Origin of the sequence: Micromonospora sp. L32 (genome assembly GCF_052068055.1) — a bacterium.
Taxonomy (GTDB): domain Bacteria; phylum Actinomycetota; class Actinomycetes; order Mycobacteriales; family Micromonosporaceae; genus Micromonospora; species Micromonospora purpureochromogenes.
Genome location: NZ_JBQHDD010000006.1, coordinates 239,081 through 254,957 on the forward strand (window position 1 = coordinate 239,081; position 15,877 = coordinate 254,957).

Annotated in this window: 14 protein-coding genes; 3 read left to right on the plus strand and 11 right to left on the minus strand. The window is 73.6% G+C overall.

Annotation, left to right across the window (positions count from 1 at the left end; genetic code table 11):
- Positions 1 to 81 precede the first annotated feature (81 nt).
- Together ACTMTB_RS18450 and ACTMTB_RS18455 are read right to left on the minus strand one after the other, a co-directional pair.
- Positions 82 to 1,146 carry an HAAS signaling domain-containing protein gene (locus ACTMTB_RS18450; RefSeq protein WP_441147191.1) on the minus strand — a complete coding sequence of 355 codons (1,065 nt, stop codon included), beginning with the start codon at positions 1,144 to 1,146 and terminating at the stop codon, positions 82 to 84.
- A complete protein-coding gene (locus ACTMTB_RS18455) occupies positions 1,143 to 1,475 on the minus strand; it encodes a PadR family transcriptional regulator (protein WP_441147193.1) in 333 nt (110 codons plus the stop codon). Before ACTMTB_RS18455 ends, ACTMTB_RS18450 begins: the two co-directional genes overlap by 4 nt.
- 121 nt (positions 1,476 to 1,596) lie before the next feature.
- Here ACTMTB_RS18455 and ACTMTB_RS18460 point away from each other — a divergent pair, with 121 nt between their 5' ends.
- Positions 1,597 to 2,268, plus strand: coding sequence for a hypothetical protein (locus tag ACTMTB_RS18460; RefSeq protein ID WP_441147195.1), 672 nt, complete (start codon positions 1,597 to 1,599; stop codon positions 2,266 to 2,268).
- A 1-nt stretch (position 2,269) separates the two neighbouring features.
- On the opposite strand, the gene ACTMTB_RS18465 is transcribed toward ACTMTB_RS18460, so the two are convergent.
- The 5 genes from ACTMTB_RS18465 to eno form a co-directional block, all read right to left on the minus strand.
- Positions 2,270 to 3,217 (minus strand): Ppx/GppA phosphatase family protein, encoded by a 948-nt coding sequence (locus tag ACTMTB_RS18465; protein WP_441147625.1) that lies wholly within the window; start codon positions 3,215 to 3,217, stop codon positions 2,270 to 2,272.
- 182 nt (positions 3,218 to 3,399) lie between these two features.
- Positions 3,400 to 3,912: an amino-acid N-acetyltransferase gene (locus ACTMTB_RS18470; protein ID WP_154939489.1), complete on the minus strand. Its 513-nt coding sequence runs from the start codon at positions 3,910 to 3,912 to the stop codon at positions 3,400 to 3,402.
- A 1-nt stretch (position 3,913) separates the two neighbouring features.
- A complete protein-coding gene (locus ACTMTB_RS18475) occupies positions 3,914 to 4,468 on the minus strand; it encodes a DUF501 domain-containing protein (RefSeq protein WP_441147197.1) in 555 nt (184 codons plus the stop codon).
- Positions 4,469 to 4,502: 34 nt separating this feature from the next.
- Complete coding sequence (locus ACTMTB_RS18480; RefSeq protein ID WP_441147199.1) at positions 4,503 to 5,126, minus strand: FtsB family cell division protein; 624 nt, start codon at positions 5,124 to 5,126, stop codon at positions 4,503 to 4,505.
- Positions 5,127 to 5,156: 30 nt separating this feature from the next.
- Positions 5,157 to 6,440: a phosphopyruvate hydratase gene (eno, locus tag ACTMTB_RS18485; RefSeq protein ID WP_441147201.1), complete on the minus strand. Its 1,284-nt coding sequence runs from the start codon at positions 6,438 to 6,440 to the stop codon at positions 5,157 to 5,159.
- Between the two features lie 233 nt (positions 6,441 to 6,673).
- On the opposite strand from eno, the gene ACTMTB_RS18490 reads away from it, so the two are divergent.
- Together ACTMTB_RS18490 and nudC are read left to right on the plus strand one after the other, a co-directional pair.
- Positions 6,674 to 7,366, plus strand: coding sequence for a hypothetical protein (locus tag ACTMTB_RS18490; RefSeq protein WP_441147203.1), 693 nt, complete (start codon positions 6,674 to 6,676; stop codon positions 7,364 to 7,366).
- Positions 7,363 to 8,328 (plus strand): NAD(+) diphosphatase, encoded by a 966-nt coding sequence (gene nudC / locus ACTMTB_RS18495; protein WP_441147205.1) that lies wholly within the window; start codon positions 7,363 to 7,365, stop codon positions 8,326 to 8,328. Before ACTMTB_RS18490 ends, nudC begins: the two co-directional genes overlap by 4 nt.
- 6 nt (positions 8,329 to 8,334) lie before the next feature.
- On the opposite strand, the gene ACTMTB_RS18500 is transcribed toward nudC, so the two are convergent.
- The 4 genes from ACTMTB_RS18500 to mfd all read right to left on the minus strand — a co-directional run bounded on the left by ACTMTB_RS18500 (position 8,335) and on the right by mfd (position 15,685).
- Positions 8,335 to 9,954 carry a DUF885 domain-containing protein gene (locus tag ACTMTB_RS18500; RefSeq protein WP_441147207.1) on the minus strand — a complete coding sequence of 540 codons (1,620 nt, stop codon included), beginning with the start codon at positions 9,952 to 9,954 and terminating at the stop codon, positions 8,335 to 8,337.
- 202 nt (positions 9,955 to 10,156) lie between these two features.
- A complete protein-coding gene (locus ACTMTB_RS18505) occupies positions 10,157 to 11,137 on the minus strand; it encodes a nucleoside triphosphate pyrophosphohydrolase (protein ID WP_441147209.1) in 981 nt (326 codons plus the stop codon).
- A 2-nt stretch (positions 11,138 to 11,139) separates the two neighbouring features.
- Positions 11,140 to 11,925, minus strand: a complete 786-nt coding sequence (locus ACTMTB_RS18510; protein WP_441147211.1) for a hypothetical protein — start codon at positions 11,923 to 11,925, stop codon at positions 11,140 to 11,142.
- Between the two features lie 100 nt (positions 11,926 to 12,025).
- A complete protein-coding gene (mfd, locus tag ACTMTB_RS18515; protein WP_441147213.1) occupies positions 12,026 to 15,685 on the minus strand; it encodes a transcription-repair coupling factor in 3,660 nt (1,219 codons plus the stop codon).
- Between the last annotated feature and the right edge of the window lie 192 nt (positions 15,686 to 15,877).

The window sequence follows — 15,877 nt, forward strand, 5'->3', positions numbered from 1 at the left end:
GCCCGCATCTTGGTAGCCACCAAGATCGAGATGCGCTGTCCCGTTCCCCTCATCCGTTCAGCTATTTCCCAGGATCGATCCTCAGCTCGTCGGGACGGGCGCCGGAGCGGTCGGCCCGGCCGGCGCGGTCACCGTCGGGCCCGGTGCGCCCCCGGTCGGCGCCGGTGCGCTGACGGTCGGCGTCGGTGCGCTCACGGTCGGCGTCGGTGCGGCACCGGTCGGCGTCGCGGTGGCCGAAGGTGCGGCGGACGTCGGGGCGGTGCCCGGCGGGACCGGCACCTGGGCCGGCGGGCGGGGCCGGAACGGCGCCTGCTCCGGGCAGTACGGGTAGCCGCGCTGCACCGGGTTGACGTCGGGCAGGGCCGGGTCGGCGCAGGAGGGCCAGCCGAGCCGGATCGGGGTGCCGTTCTGGTCGAAGAGCCGGGCGTTCTCCACCAGCCGCCCCTCGCTGTCGTAGACGTAGACGTCCTGCACCTCGTCGTACGGGTTGCGCACCGAGATCGGGTCGTAGCCGTAGTCGCCGTGCCAGCGGGCCCGCTCGTCCACCTGCACCAGGGCGGCCAGGGCGAACACGATGAGCACCAGGGTGCCGGCGAGCAGCAGGAGGCGCGGCCAGCGGCGCAGTTCGCCGGCCCGGCGGCCCAGCCAGATCGAGGCCAGCACGCAGCCGACCAGCAGCACCAGCCCGGCCATCGCGCTGCTGCCCACCCGAGGTACCACGGCCAGCGGCGCGCCGGTCATCGCGCCCAGCAGCGACGCCGTCAGGTAGCCGCGCAGCACCCACCATGCCGGACGGAGCAGGCGGAGGAACTCGCTCGCCGAGGCGTACCCGAGCGGGGGGCCGAGCCGGGTGTCCAGGCCGGAGAGCCGGCCGCGGACCCGGCCCGCGACGGCGCCGAATCGCTGCTCCAGGCCGAGTCGGCCGGCGGACCGCTCGCCCGCGCCGGCCGCGGCACGCAGCTCGGCCGCGTACGCCTCCGGCTCGCCCAGCCGCTCGACCAGCGAGCCGCCGTCCTCGGCGGCGACCTCGGCGAGATGCTCCGGCAGGTCCTCGGTCAGTTCCTCGCGGACCGCCGGCGGCAGGTCGGCCAGCGCGGCCCGCACCCGTTCCACGTAGTCCGTGATCTCCTGCCCAGTGACGGTCATGCCGCCATCCCCCGATCGTCGAGCAGCGTGTCCATGGTGGTGGCGAACGAGCGCCAGGTCTTGCCGGAGCGGGTGAGCTGGTCCCGGCCGGCGGCGTTCAGCGCGTAGTACTTGCGGTGCGGCCCGGACTCGCTGGGCACCACGTACGTGGTGAGCAGGCCGGCACCGAAGAGCCGGCGCAGCGTGCCGTAGACCGAGGCGTCGCCGACCTCGTCGAGACCGGCCTCGCGGAGCCGGCGCAGGATGTCGTAACCGTAGCCGTCCTCGTCCTTGAGCACGGCGAGCACGGCGAGATCGAGCACACCCTTCAGGAGCTGTGTGGTATCCACGGATTCGAGAGTAGTGCGGATTGCGTAGTACCGTCAACGCCCTCGCCGCGGTTCAATCCGTCGAATTAAGTTTCGCTTAGCTGGCCTGCTGATCCACGAGCAAGATCGGTACCTTGCCCGGATGCGACACATCCGAACCGTGATCACCGCAGCCGTCGTGGGTCCGCTGGCCTGGATCCTGTTCGCCCTCGGCCAGGATCGATCAGCACAGGCGTTCGCCAATGCACAGGATGGCGGCGCGCTGGACAGCAGTGATTTCGTGCGACCCGCCCTGGTGCTGGCGGCTGCCGGGATCCTGCTCGGGCTCATCGCCACGCTCCGGATCTCCCCGCTGGGCGCGGCGTTGACCGGGCTGGTCTACTCGGCCAGTTACCTGGGCCTACTGATCCGCCCGGCCGCGCTGATGAGCCTGCTCGACCACAAACTGACCTTGAACGGCCTCCAGGTCGACCTGGCGGCCCCGGTACGGACCGGGACGACACTGCTGGTGGGCTCGCTGTTGCTCGTCGGGGTCGTGAGCATCCGCCGCTGGCAGCGCTGGCCGCAGCCCGCCGCCGACGCACCCGCCGCGTTGGTACCGGACGAGATCATCCCGCCCGCAGCGGGACGGGACCGCCCACTCGGCGTGGACGGTCTCGGCCTGGGCACGCCACACCCGACGCCGGAGCCGGAACTGGTGGGGACCGGCGGTGCGGACCGGCCCGATCGTTCGGACCGGGCCGGCTCGCTGGCGGGCGGCTCCGGGGACGGGCGCGGGCAGTGGTCGGACTGGAGGCGCCAGCCGACGCGGTGAACTACTGACGCTGGTCCCGCGGGGCGAGGCTCCAGGCGATGCCGTCGAGGATGTCGTGTTCGGAGGCGACCACCGACGGCATGCCGGCCCGCTCCATGATCACGCGGAGCACCAGCGCGCCCGCGCCGATCACGTCGGCCCGCCCGGGGTGCATGACCGGGACGGCCAGCCGCTCGTCGCGGGTCTTCGCCAGCAGGTCGGCGGTCACGTCGGCCACCCGGTCGTACGCCACCCGGGCGTGGTGGATGCGCTCCGGGTCGTACTCGGTGAGGCCCTGGGCGATGGCGACGACGGTGGTGACCGACCCGGCGAGGCCGACCAGCGTGGCGGCCTGGCGGCCGGGGACGGCCTCGAGCGCGCGGTCCACCGCGACGGCGATGTCGGCCTGCGTGGCGGCGATCTCGTCCAGCGTGGGCGGGTCGCCGTGCAGGTGCCGCTCGGTCATCCGGACGCAGCCGATGTCCATCGAGATCGCCGCCTGCACCCCGCCCTCGCGGGTGCCGACGACGAACTCCGTCGAGCCGCCGCCGATGTCGACCACCAGGTACGGCGGCTCCGCGTCGGCGGGCAGCCCCCGGACCGCGCCGGTGAAGGAGAGCCGGGCCTCCTCGTCGCCGGTGACCACCTCGGGCGCGACACCGAGGGTCTGCTCGACCATGGCCCGGAAGTCCCCGGCGTTGGCGGCGTCCCGGGAGGCGGAGGTGGCGCACATCCGCACCCGCTCCGCGCCCAGCTTCTCGATCTCGGCGGCGTAGTCGGCCAGCGCCACCCGGGTCCGCTCGATCGCCTCCGGGGCGAGCCGCCCCGTCCGGTCGACGCCCTGGCCGAGCCGGACGATCTCCATCCGGCGGGTCAGGTCGACCAGCGGCGCCTGCGCCCCGGCGGACGGGTCGGGCAGGTCGGCGACCAGCAGGCGGATGGAGTTGGTCCCACAGTCGATGGCGGCCACACGCGTCGTCACGGCAGCAACCCTACGGCAGCCCCGCCGTCCCGACCTGTCGGTCGCCGTCGGCGGCATCACCTCGTCGAGGGTGATACCTCAGAGTCATCTTGATGCCTCTGAGGTATCACCCTCGACGGCGTGGCCGCATCCGGAGGGCGTGGCCCGGCAGCACGCCGAGGGCGCACCGACTACAGCCGCAGCAGCATCCGGGTGTTGCCGAGTGTGTTCGGCTTGACCCGCTCCAGGTCCAGGAACTCCGCGACACCCTCGTCGTACGAGCGCAGCAGCTGCTCGTAGACCGGCTGCGGCACCGGCGCGCCGTCGATCTCGGTGAAGCCGAACGCGCCGAAGAACCGGGTCTCGAAGGTGAGCACGAAGATCCGCGCGACGCCCAGCTCCCGGGCGGCGTCGATCAGCTCGCCCACGATCCGGTGACCGATCTTCCGGCCCCGGCACACCGGGTCCACCGCCACCGTCCGGATCTCGGCCAGGTCCTCCCACATCACGTGCAGCGCGCCGCAGCCGACCACGGTGCCGTCGCCGGTCACCGCGACCCGGAACTCCTGCACGTCCTCGTAGAGGGTGACAGTGGCCTTGCTCAACAGCCGCCGGTCGTCGGTGTACGTGTCGACCAGCCGCCGGATGCCCCGCACGTCACCGGTGCGCGCCCGGCGTACGACGATCTCGTCGGCGGCGCTCATCTCACTCCGCCGGCACGTCCACGCACGGCCCGGCCGCCCACCACTTCTCCACCAGCTCAAGCGTCTCGTCGCCGAACGGGTTGACCCCCGGCCCGGCGCCGAGCGCGTGCCCCAGGTGCACGTGCAGGCACTTCACCCGGCCCGGCATCCCACCGGCGGAGATGCCGGCGATCTCCGGCACCTGGCCGATCGCCTCCCGCCGGGCGAGGTAGTCCTCGTGCGCCGCGCGGTAGCGGGCGGCCAGCTCCGGGTCCTCGGCGAGCCGGTCGGCCATCTCCTTCATCAGCCCGGCCGACTCCAGCCGGCTGCACGCCGCCGTCGCGCGGGGGCAGGTCAGGTAGAACAGCGTCGGGAAGGGCGTGCCGTCGGCCAGCCGCGGCGTCGTCTCCACCACGTCGGGCAGCCCGCACGGGCACCGGTGGGCCACCGCCCGGGTGCCGCGCGGCGGGCGTCCGAGCTGCGCGGCCACCGCGGCCAGGTCGGCCTCGGTGGCCGGTTCCCGCTGCGGCAGGGGTACGGAGTCCGCCGCCGGCTCCTGCGGTGGTACGACAGTCACGGTGCCCATCTCTCGTTCGGTGCTCGGGTGGTGCTCACTTCTCGGGGCGCTCGCCGTTCGCCGCCCGCACGCTGGACCAGAGCGTGTCGTACCAGGGGTCGGGGGTCTTCGGCGGGACCGGTGGCTTGCCGGCGTTGGCGTCCCGGGCCGCGCCCTCCGGATCGTTCAGCACGATCACCGGCGTCTCGCCCGGCCGGACCATGTAGAACCGTTCCCTGGCCTTGATCTCGATGTACGCCGGGTCCTGCCACTTCGCCGCCTCGGCCGACAGCTTCGAGATCTCCTGCCGCTGGGCGGCCTGCGAGCGTTCCAACCGCTCGATGTCCACCTGCTGGTCGAGGTAGACCCGGACCGGATAGGTGTAGGCCAGGGCGAGCGCGATCAGCACCGCGAAGAGCACGGTGGCCCGCCCGGTGAAGCGTCGGGGGTGGGGTGCGGTGAGCCGCTTGATGGTGCCGCCGGCCGCCGTACGACGGGCGGCGGCGGGACGGCTCGCGGAGCGTACGCCCTCGGCGCCCCGCGCCCGGCCGGCGGCCGCCCGCGGCTCGGCGCGGACCCCGCCGTCGCGCACGGTCGGCCGGGCGCCACGGGCCCCGCCCGGCCGACCGGTCGGTCGACGGGCGGGGCGCTGACCGCCCGGTGTGCGGCGCTGCTGCATCGTCACACCCCTCCCCCGAGGCTCAGCGGGTCAGGCCGAACGGTAACGCGGGAACGCGCCCGCGCCGGCGTACCGCGCCGCGTCGGCCAGCTCCTCCTCGATCCGCAGGAGCTGGTTGTACTTGGCCACCCGGTCGGAGCGGGCCGGGGCGCCGGTCTTGATCTGGCCGCAGCCGGTGGCGACGGCCAGGTCGGCGATGGTGGTGTCCTCGGTCTCGCCGGAGCGGTGGCTCATCATGCACTTGAAGCCGGCCCGGTGGGCCAGGTCCACCGCGTCCAGGGTCTCGGTCAGCGAACCGATCTGGTTGACCTTGACCAGCACCGCGTTGGCGGCGCTCTCGGCGATGCCCCGGGCGATGCGCTGCGGGTTGGTCACGAAGAGGTCGTCGCCGACGATCTGGATCCGGTCGCCGATCGCCGCGGTCAGGGTCGCCCAGCCGCTCCAGTCGTCCTCGGACAGCGGGTCCTCGATGGAGACGATCGGGTAGTCGCCGATGAGCTTGGTGTAGTAGTTGCTCATCTCCTCGGCGGACTTCGCGCTGCCCTCGAAGGTGTAGGTGCCGTTGTCGAAGAATTCGGTGGCGGCCACGTCGAGCGCGAAGACGATGTCGGTGCCGAGCCGGTAGCCGGCCTTCTCCACCGCCTCGGCGATCAGGTCCAGCGCGGCGGCGTTGGTCGGCAGGTTCGGGGCGAAGCCGCCCTCGTCGCCGAGGCCGGTGGAGAGGTCCTTCTTCTTCAGCACCGACTTCAGCGCGTGGTAGACCTCGGTGCCGGAGCGCAGTGCCTCGCGGAAGCTGGGCGCGCCGATCGGCGCGATCATGAACTCCTGGATGTCGACGTTGGAGTCGGCGTGCGCCCCACCGTTGAGGATGTTCATCATCGGCACCGGCAGCAGGTGCGCGTTCGGGCCGCCCAGGTAGCGGAAGAGGCTCAGCTCGGCGCTGCCGGCGGCGGCCTTCGCCACCGCGAGGGAGACGCCCAGGATGGCGTTGGCGCCCAGCTCGGCCTTGTTGTCCGTGCCGTCGAGGTCGAGCATCTTCTGGTCGATCAGCCGCTGCTCGCTCGCCTCGTAGCCGATGAGCTGGTCGACGATCTTGTCCTCGATGTTGGCGACCGCGTTCTCGACGCCCTTGCCCTGGTAGCGGTCGGAGTCACCGTCGCGCAGCTCGATCGCCTCGAAGGCGCCGGTGGAGGCGCCGGAGGGCACCGCGGCGCGGGCGATCGTGCCGTCGTCGAGCCCGACCTCGACCTCGACCGTCGGGTTGCCCCGCGAGTCGAGAATCTCCCGGGCGACGATTCCCTCGATGGTTGCCACTGAGTCGCTCCTCGTTCGTGTGTGCGAATCCGGTATGGGCCGCGACGGTGCGGCTGGGGCAGGTGTTGAACGCAGCGTATCGGGCGACGGCCGGCCGCACGTCGTCGCCCGCCGTTCGTCCCGCGCCCCGAATGCCCACCGGCGTGCGGGGTGAGACGGACATTCCCGGATTCTCGGGCCTCAACCGGCAACGGGTTTGCGTCGGGTGGACCCGATCGACCACGCTGGTCGCCATGCCCGCCGTATCGACCACCCTCCGCGTGCTGGCCGTGTCGGTCGCCGCGTCGCTCACGGTGACCGGATGCCAGACCCTGGACGACGCCGGCCGGGCGCTGGGCCGGGCCGACCTGGTCAACGACCTGGCCGCCCGGCTGGACGGCGCACTGACCGGCACCTGGGCCGCGGACTACCGGTTCGCCGGCGGGCGGACGGCCTCGATCGCGCAGACGCAGGAGCCGTTGCGCTCCGCCTACACCTGGCCGGACGGCAAGATCACGGTGACCCAGGACGCGGTCACCCGGTGCGAGAACGCCGGCGGCCGGACCGCCTGCACCGTGCTGCCGCCGGAGCTGACCGCCGGCAAGCCGTCGGTGGTCGTCTACACCGAGGCGGACAAGCGGGGCCTGGTCACCCCGCCGGCCGTGATGGCGCTGCTCACCGAGGCCGCCCTCGACCCGGACGCCCAGGTCACCCAGAGCGACACCACCGTCGCCGGCCACCACGCCACCTGCGTCGACGTGCGGCGCTCGGCCGGCGACTTCACCACCTGCGTCACCACCGAGGGGCTGCTGGGCAGCTTCACCGGCGCCCTCGACGGCACGTCGACCGAGGTGGCGCTGACCCGCTACACCGAGACGGTCGACCCGGCCGCCTTCGACGTGCCGTCGGGCGCGGGCGTGGTGGACCGCCGACCGGCCACCTCGTGACCGCGCCGCCCCCCGGCCTCCCCGCCGAACGGGCGTCCGCGACCGGAGCGCCCGCCCAGACCGCTGACCCGACCGCCCCCGGGGCGTCCGCAGCCGGGGAACCGGTGCCACCCGCCGCGCCGGCGACGCCCGTTCGCGGCGGGTTCCTCCCCGGGGCGGACCGCGCCGCCCCGCCCTCGCCGGGCGACCTGGCCCTGCCGGTCTCCGGTCGCCGGGTGCTCACCCGCGCCGAGGGGCGGTTCGCCCGCGTCGGCGAGCTGCCCGCCGACACCGACTGGATACCGGTCGGCACGCTGGACGGCGTACCGGTGTGGGCGGTCGACAGCGCCGAGGCCGCGGAGTCGTGGGGGCGCTGGCGCAGCTGGCGGTCGCTCGCCGCCGAGCTGCCGGAGCCGTTCGCCACGGCGGCCGGGCGGGCGCTGGCGGTGGTCACCTGGCGACGTACCCACCGGTGGTGTGGGGCGTGCCGGGCCGAACTGGCCGACGTGCCCGGCGAGACGGCCCGGCGCTGCCCCGGCTGCGACCTGTACGTGCCGATGCGGCTCTCCGCCGCCGTGCTCACCGCGATCACCCGCCCCGGCCCGGCCGGCGGCCCCGACGAACTGCTGCTGGTGCGGCACGCGTACGGGCCGACGGAGCTGTGGGCGCTGGTCGCCGGGTTCGTCGAGGCCGGCGAGACGCTGGAGGCGGCGGTACGCCGGGAGGTCGGCGAGGAGGTCGGGCTGACCGTCGACCGGCTGGCCTACTTCGGCAGCCAGCCGTGGGCGATGTCCGGGCCGGGGACGCTGCTGACCGGATTCACCGCCACCGTTGCCGACCCGTCCGCCGAGCCGATGGTGGACGGGCGGGAACTGACCGAGGCGCGCTGGTTCCCGGTGGACGCGCTGCCGGCGGAGCTGCCGCCGGCGTACTCCATCTCGCGCTGGCTGATCGACGCGGCGGTGACCGCCGGGCGGCGCTGAGCCGGGTCAGACGCCGAGCAGGGTCCGCAGGTGGCGCGGCGGTGGGCAGTCGTGCGCGAGCATCGCGTCGTGCCACTCGCGCACCGACACCCCGTCGGGGCGCGCCGCGGCGATGTCGGCCATCTCGCTGTAGCCCACGAAGTACGTGGAGAGCTGGGTGGAGGTCAGCAGCGCGCGCCGCCACTTGCCGGCCGCCTCACCCTCCTCCTGGAAGCCGCGCCCGGTCATCAGCGCCATCGCCTCCGCCTCGGGCAGGTCCTCGCAGTGCACCAGCTGGTCCAGCAGCGCGTTGATGGTCATCCGCAGCTGCATCTTGAGCTGCTGCAACCGCACCGGCAGGCCACCGAAGCCGAGGCCGGCCATCAACTCCTCGGTGTAGACCGCCCAGCCCTCGATGAACACGCCGGACTCGGTCAGCGGGCGGACCCGGGTCGGGCCGGCGTACCGGCGGGCGTGCGCGAGCTGGAGGAAGTGGCCGGGCATCGCCTCGTGCACGGTCAGGTTGCGGATCATGTGGTCGTTGTACTCGCGGTAGAACGACTCCACCCGGTGCGCGGGCCAGTCCGCCGGGGTGGGCGAGATGCAGTAGAAGGTGGGCAGCGCCGCCGTCTCCAGCGGGCCGGGCGAGTCGCAGTAGGCGACGGCCACGCCCCGGGCGAACTCGGGCATCTCCTCAATCACGCACGGGTCGTCGACCAGGGTGACCAGGTCACGGTCCCGAACGAAGTCGACGGCCTCGTCCAGGGTGGTCGAGGCGAGGTCCACGATGGAGTGGTTGTCGGGGTGCTCGGCGGCGAGCAGGTCCAGCGCCCGGCGTACCGTCTCGTCGTCGGCCCGGCCGCCGACCAGCTCGACGGCCGCGGCGCGGATCTCCTCGGTGACCCGGTCCAGGTTGGCCCAGGCGCGGCGCTGCACCTCGGCGGCGCCCAACTCGGTGTCGAGGGTGTGCCACAGCCGCGCCTCCCAGCGCCGCCGCCCCAGCCGGGGGTCACGCCCCGGCCCGGCGTCGGCCTCAAGGCCGATGCGCAGCCACGCCACGAACTCCTCCAGCGCCGCGATCGCCGCGGTGGCGGCCGGCTCCACCCGGTCGAACAGCGCGGGTGCCTGCGCCAGCAGCAGCGGCACCTCGTCGCGGATCAGCGCCGCCGTGCCGGTGAACTGCCCGACCGCCGTCTCGGCGTGGATCCGGGGCATGTCGCGCAGCGTCGCGCGCGCGGTCGCCAGGGCATCGGGCACGGCCGACAGCCGCCCGACCAGGTGGGTCAGGCGCTCCTCGACCGGGGCGTACGGGCGGGCGAGCACCGCGTGCAGCAGCGGGCCGGGGTTGTGCCGCAGCGGGTCCCACTCGTACCCGCGGATCTCGCCCAGCTCGAACAGCTCCCGGTCGACCAGGGCGCTGAGCAGCGCGTGGTCGACCTGCTCCTCCACGTCCAGCGCGTCGGGGTCGAGTTCGGAGAGCGCGTCGGCGGCCTCCCGCAGCATCGCCTGGTCGGCCTTCACGGCCTCGGGGGAGAGATCGGGCAGCCGGTCGTCGTACCGGTGGTCACCGGCGGAGGTGGCCAGCCCGGGGCGGCTCTCCAGCAACGCCTCGACGATCCGTTCCGCCAGCGGCACGAACTGTTCCATTCCCCGACCCTACCGACCGCACCGTCCCGACACCGCCCACCGACCGCCGGCCCTGGCCCCTGGCCCCTGCACGAATTGCGGTGTGTCGCGGTGTCCGGATCGCGGGAGGCCGCGACACGCCGCAAATGGAGTCGATCACGACCCGGGACGGACGTGCGCCGGCGCGGGAAGGGCAGTGACGGGAGGAGCGCCGACGCGGGGGTCAGTCGCGGGTGGTGCGCTCGGCGGTGCGGACGGCGTCGGCGTAGGCGAGGGTGGCACGGCGCAGGGCGGCCTCGGGGTCGATGCCGGCCTGTCGGGCGGCGGCGACGGTGGCCAGCAGGCTGGCACCGAGTCGCGCCTCCGGGTCGACCTGGGTGTCGGCCAGCGGGGGCGGAACGGCGAGGCCGATCCGGCCGGCGCGGTCGAGGATCTTGGCGGCCAGGGCGAGCGCGGGCTGGCTCAGCGCGATGCCGTCCAGCACCGAGGCGCGGGCCTTCTCGGCCTGCTTGATCCGCTCCCAGCTCGCCTCGATCTCCTCCAGCGTGCCCGCCTCCGCGCCGGCGAAGACGTGCGGGTTGCGGCGGACCATCTTGTCCACCAGGCCGCCGGCCACGTCGTCGACGCTCCACCGCTCGCCCTCGGGCAGTTCCTCGGCCAGCCGGGCGTGCAGCAGCACCTGGAGCAGCACGTCGCCCAGTTCCTCGCGGAGCGAGTCGGTGTCGTCGGCGCTGATCGCGTCGTACGCCTCGTAGCACTCCTCCAGCAGGAAGCCGGCGAGGCTGCGGTGGGTCTGCGAGCGCTTCCACGGGTCACCGCCGGGCGAGGCGAGCCGGTCCATCACCTCGACCGCGTCGAGCAGCCGCGCGCCGGGCGGGTCCCACGAGCCGTACATCAGCTCCAGCTCGGCCAGCCCCGGCTGGCGGGCCAGCCGCAGGCCCAGCTCCCGGGCGAGCGCCTCGTCACCGGCGGGACCGGCGAGCCAGACCGCCGCGCCGTGCGCCGCCACCGCGTCGAGCAGCGCCTGCGTCGCGCCGGCCTCGACCACCCTGACCTCGGCGCCCGCCGCCCGGACCGCCGTGGTCAGCGCGCTCTCCCCGCCGGCCAGCACCGGCGCGGAGCGTACGACGTCCCAGGCGGCCGCGGTCAGCAGGCCGGCCGGCAGCCGGGGCGACGTGACCAGCAGAACGATCCGTGCGGACATGCTCAGGGGGCCACCGACCCGGCCTGCTCCGCCGGGGTGACGACCGGCTCGGGGGTCGAGATGTCGGTCACCGGGCCGCTGGCGTCGACGTACGGCAGGGCGTAGAAGACGAGCTCCTGGCCCTTGTTGACCCAGGACGGGACGCCGAGCGGCCGGAAGCGTGGGTTGACCGACAGGTCCACCTTGTCGGCCTCCTCCTCCAGCGCCGCGCTGAGCGCCGAGGCGGTACGGACGAAGCCGCCCTCGCCGAAGAGCTGCCGCACCTCGCCCACCGAGAGCCCGGACTGGATCCCGCCGGTCTCCTCGATCGCGTGGTAGACGGCCATCACCGAGGCGTCGCTGAGCTCGGCCGGCGGCAGCTTCTGGCTGAGCACCATGGAGATGTCGGCCCACTCGCCCCAGAGCTTGGCGAACTCGGCCTGCGGCGGCATTTGGAGCTGCTGCGCGAGCTGCTCCGGGGTGACCTGGTCCGACACCTGGATGGCCTGCTCGGCCACGACCCGCTTACCCAGGTCGATGCTGACCAGCAGGTTCACCACGTCCTGCCGGGTCACCCGGGAGCGGAGCTGCTCCGCGTCGGGGGTGACGCCGGCCTGGGTCGCGCTCTGGCGCACGGCCTCCGCGAACTTCGCCTGGGCGTCGTCGTAGATCGCGTCCACCCGGTCGACCGAGTAGGTCCGGTCACCGACGTACGCGGCCACGTCGGGCGAGGACTTCCCGCAGGCGGCGAGGGAGAGGACACCGAGAGCCGCGACGCTGGCGGCGGCGATGAGACGGCGTGCACGCATGCGGGTCACTCTCTCATGCCCGGTACGGCGGTGTGACGCCGCCCACCACGGGCGGGCCGCCTCACGCCGACGCCCCGGCCAGCGCCGCCGGTTCGCCGTGTCACCTTCCGCTCGCCACTGCGGGGCGGGCAGAACCGGCCCGCTCCTCGGGCTCGCCCAGGACATCGGAGAGGAGCTGCGCGCACCACTCCAGCAGTGCCTGGTCGCGCAGCGGTTCGCCGCCGACCCGGCGGGTGCTCGGCCGCGGCACGCTGACCTGGTCGGTGGCCTGCTTGTAGACCGAGTCCGGGTGGTAGCGCTTGAGCCGCAGCTGCTTGGAATCCGGCAGCGGCAGCGGGCCGAACCGGAGGTGCTTGCCCTGCATCGACACGTCGGTCAGGCCGTACCGGCGGGCCAGCAGGCGGAACCGGGCCACCGCGACCAGGTTCTGCACCGGGGCGGGCGGCTCGCCGTACCGGTCGGTCATCTCGGCGACCACCTCGCGCAGCCGCTCCTCGTCGCGGGCCTCGGCCAGCTTGCGGTACATCTCCAGCCGCAGCCGCTCCACCCCGACGTAGTCGTGCGGCAGGTGCGCGTCGATCGGAAGGTCGATCTTGACGTCGGCCTCCTCCTCCTGGCGCTCGCCCTTGAATGCCGACACCGCCTCGCCGACCATCCGGACGTACAGGTCGAAGCCGACGCCCTCGATGTGGCCGGACTGCTCACCGCCGAGCAGGTTGCCGGCGCCCCGGATCTCCAGGTCCTTCATCGCCACGTACATGCCGGCGCCCAGCTCGGTGTGCTGGGCGATGGTGGCCAGCCGCTCGTGGGCGTGCTCGGTCAGCGGCTTCTCCGGCGGGTAGAGGAAGTACGCGTACGCCCGCTCCCGGCCGCGACCGACCCGGCCCCGGATCTGGTGCAGCTGGGCCAGGCCGAGCAGGTCGGCCCGCTCCACGATCAGGGTGTTGGCGTTCGGGATGTCGATGCCGGACTCCACGATCGTGGTGCAGACCAGGACGTCGAACTCCTTCTCCCAGAAGCCGACCATCACCTTCTCCAGGGCGTCCTCGCCCATCTGGCCGTGCGCCACCGCGACCCGCGCCTCGGGCACCAGCTCGCGGATGCGCCGAGCCGCCTTGTCGATCGACTCGACCCGGTTGTGCAGGTAGAAGACCTGCCCGTCGCGGAGCAGCTCGCGGTGGATGGAGGCGGCCACCTGCCGGTCGTCGTACGCCCCGACGAAGGTGAGCACCGGGTGCCGCTCCTCCGGCGGGGTGGCGATGGTGGACATCTCCCGGATGCCGGTGATCGCCATCTCCAGCGTCCGCGGGATCGGGGTGGCCGACATGCTCAGCACGTCCACCGAGGCGCGCAGGCTCTTCAGGTGCTCCTTGTGCTCGACGCCGAACCGCTGCTCCTCGTCGACGATGACCAGGCCGAGCTGCTTGAACCGGGTCGCCGTCTGGAGCAGCCGGTGGGTGCCGATGACGATGTCGACAGTGCCGTCGGCGATCATCTCCAACGTCCGCTCGGACTCCTTCGGCGTCTGGAAGCGGGACAGCTGCCGGATGGTCACCGGGAACTGGCTCATCCGCTCGGCGAAGGTGTTGTAGTGCTGCTGCACCAGCAGCGTGGTGGGCACCAGCACGGCCACCTGCTTGCCGTCCTGCACCGCCTTGAAGGCGGCCCGGACGGCGATCTCGGTCTTGCCGTAGCCGACGTCGCCGCAGATCAGCCGGTCCATCGGGACGGTCTGCTCCATGTCCCGCTTGACCTCTTCGATCGCGGCGAGCTGGTCCGGCGTCTCCTGCCAGGGGAAGGCGTCCTCCAACTCCCGCTGCCACGGGGTGTCGGGTGCGAACGAGTGCCCCTTGGACGCCTTGCGCGCGGCGTAGAGCTGGATCAGCTGCGCGGCGATCTCCTTGACCGCCTTGCGGGCGCGGGCCTTGGACTTCTGCCAGTCCGAGCCGCCCATCTTGTGCAGGGTGGGCTGCTCGCCGCCGACGTAGCGGCTGAGCTGGTCGAGCTGGTCGGTGGGGACGAAGAGCCGGTCGCCGGGCTGGCCGCGCTTGCTCGGCGCGTACTCGATGACCAGGTATTCCCGGGAGGCGCCGTTGACGGTGCGCTGCACCAGCTCGACGTACCGGCCGATGCCGTGCTGCTCGTGCACCACGTGGTCGCCGGCCTTGAGCTCCAGCGGGTCGATGGTGTTGCGGCGGCGGCTCGGCATCTTGCGCATGTCGCGCGTCGAGGTGCCCCGGCCGCCGGTGACGTCGTTGCCGGTGAGCAGCACGAACCGGGACGCCTCGTCGACGAAGCCGGCGGTCAGGCAGCCACAGCTGACCAGCACCTCGCCGGGGGCGGGCGCGGCCGGCACCTCCTCGACCAGCCGGGCGCCCAGACCGGCGTCGCGGAGCACCTCGACGGCCCGCTGGGCGGGGCCGTGCCCCTCGAAGACCAGCGCGATCGACCAGCCCTCGCCGGCCCAGCGCTTGAGGTCGTCGACCACCCGGGAGGTTTCGCCGTGGTAGAGCGGGGCGGGCTGCGCCGCCAGGCTCACCGCGATCGCGTCGTCGGGCGTGACGTCGACCTCGGTGGGCTCGTCCTCCCAGGGCTGCCGGACCGGTGCGGCGGCGTCCGCCTCGACCAGGCCGAACGGGGCGAGGGTCCACCAGGGCTGGCGCAGCGTGCGGGCCGCCGCGCGTACCTCGGCCAGGGTCCGGAAGGCGGCGGCGCCGAGGTCGACCGGGGCCTGGCCGCCGACGGCGGCCGCGGCCCAACTGGCCTGGAGGAACTCGTCCGAGGTACGGACCAGGTCGTGCGCCCGGGTACGGATCCGCTCCGGGTCGCAGAGCAGTACGTGGGTGCCGGCCGGCATGCAGTCCAGCAGCAGCTCCATCGAGTCGGCGCCGATCAGCGCGGGCGCCAGCGACTCCATCCCCTCGACCGGGATGCCCTCGGCCAGCTTGTCGAGGATCTCGGCCAGCTCCGGGTGCTCCTGGGCCAGGGCGGCGGCCCGCTCCCGCACCGATCCGGTGAGCAGCAGTTCCCGGCAGGGCGGCGCCCAGAGCTGCGGAACCTGCTCGATCGTGCGCTGGTCGGCGACGGCGAAGGTGCGGATCTCCTCCACCTCGTCGCCCCAGAACTCGACCCGGGAGGGGTGCTCGTCGGTGGGCGGGAAGACGTCCAGGATGCCGCCGCGCACCGCGAACTCGCCGCGCTTGGTGACCAGGTCGACCCGCGCGTACGCCATGTCGGTGAGCCGGCGGGCCACCTCCTCCAGGTCGGCCTCGTCCCCGGCGGTGAGCTGCACCGGTTCGAGATCGCCGAGCCCCTTGAGCTGCGGTTGCAGCAGCGACCGCACCGGCGCCACGACCACCCGCAGCGGGCCGGTACGGCCGTGCGCGTCGGCCGACCGCGGGTGCGCCAGCCGGCGCAGCACGGCCAGCCGGCGGCCGACGGTGTCGGAGCGGGGTGAGAGCCGCTCGTGCGGCAGCGTCTCCCAGGACGGGAAGACCGCCACCTGCTCGGGCGGGAGCAGGCTGCCCAGCGCCGAGGCCAGGTCGTCGGCCTCGCGGGTGGTGGCGGTCACGGCGAGCACGGGCCGGCCGGCGCCGGCGTCGACCGGATCGGCCGCGACGGCGGCGACGGCGAACGGGCGCAGCGCCGCCGGGGCGGTGAGGTCGAGGCCGTCGACCTGGGCGGCACCGGAGCGCGCCAGGTCACGCGCCCGGGCCAGCCCGGGGTCGGCCAGGGCGGCGGAGAAGAGTCCGGTGAGCATCTGTGATCACTTCCAGGAAATCGACACACGGCGACGGCCCCGCGTCCAGCCGGACGGGGGGTGCACCTGTCGAGACTATCCCGCTCGGGAGACGATCCGGGCTGGAGCCGTGGCGGCCGGGCCGGTACCGGATCCGCGGCGGCCGCGGCGACGGGAGCAAAGGTGCCCCCCACCGCCCACGCGCCGCTCCAG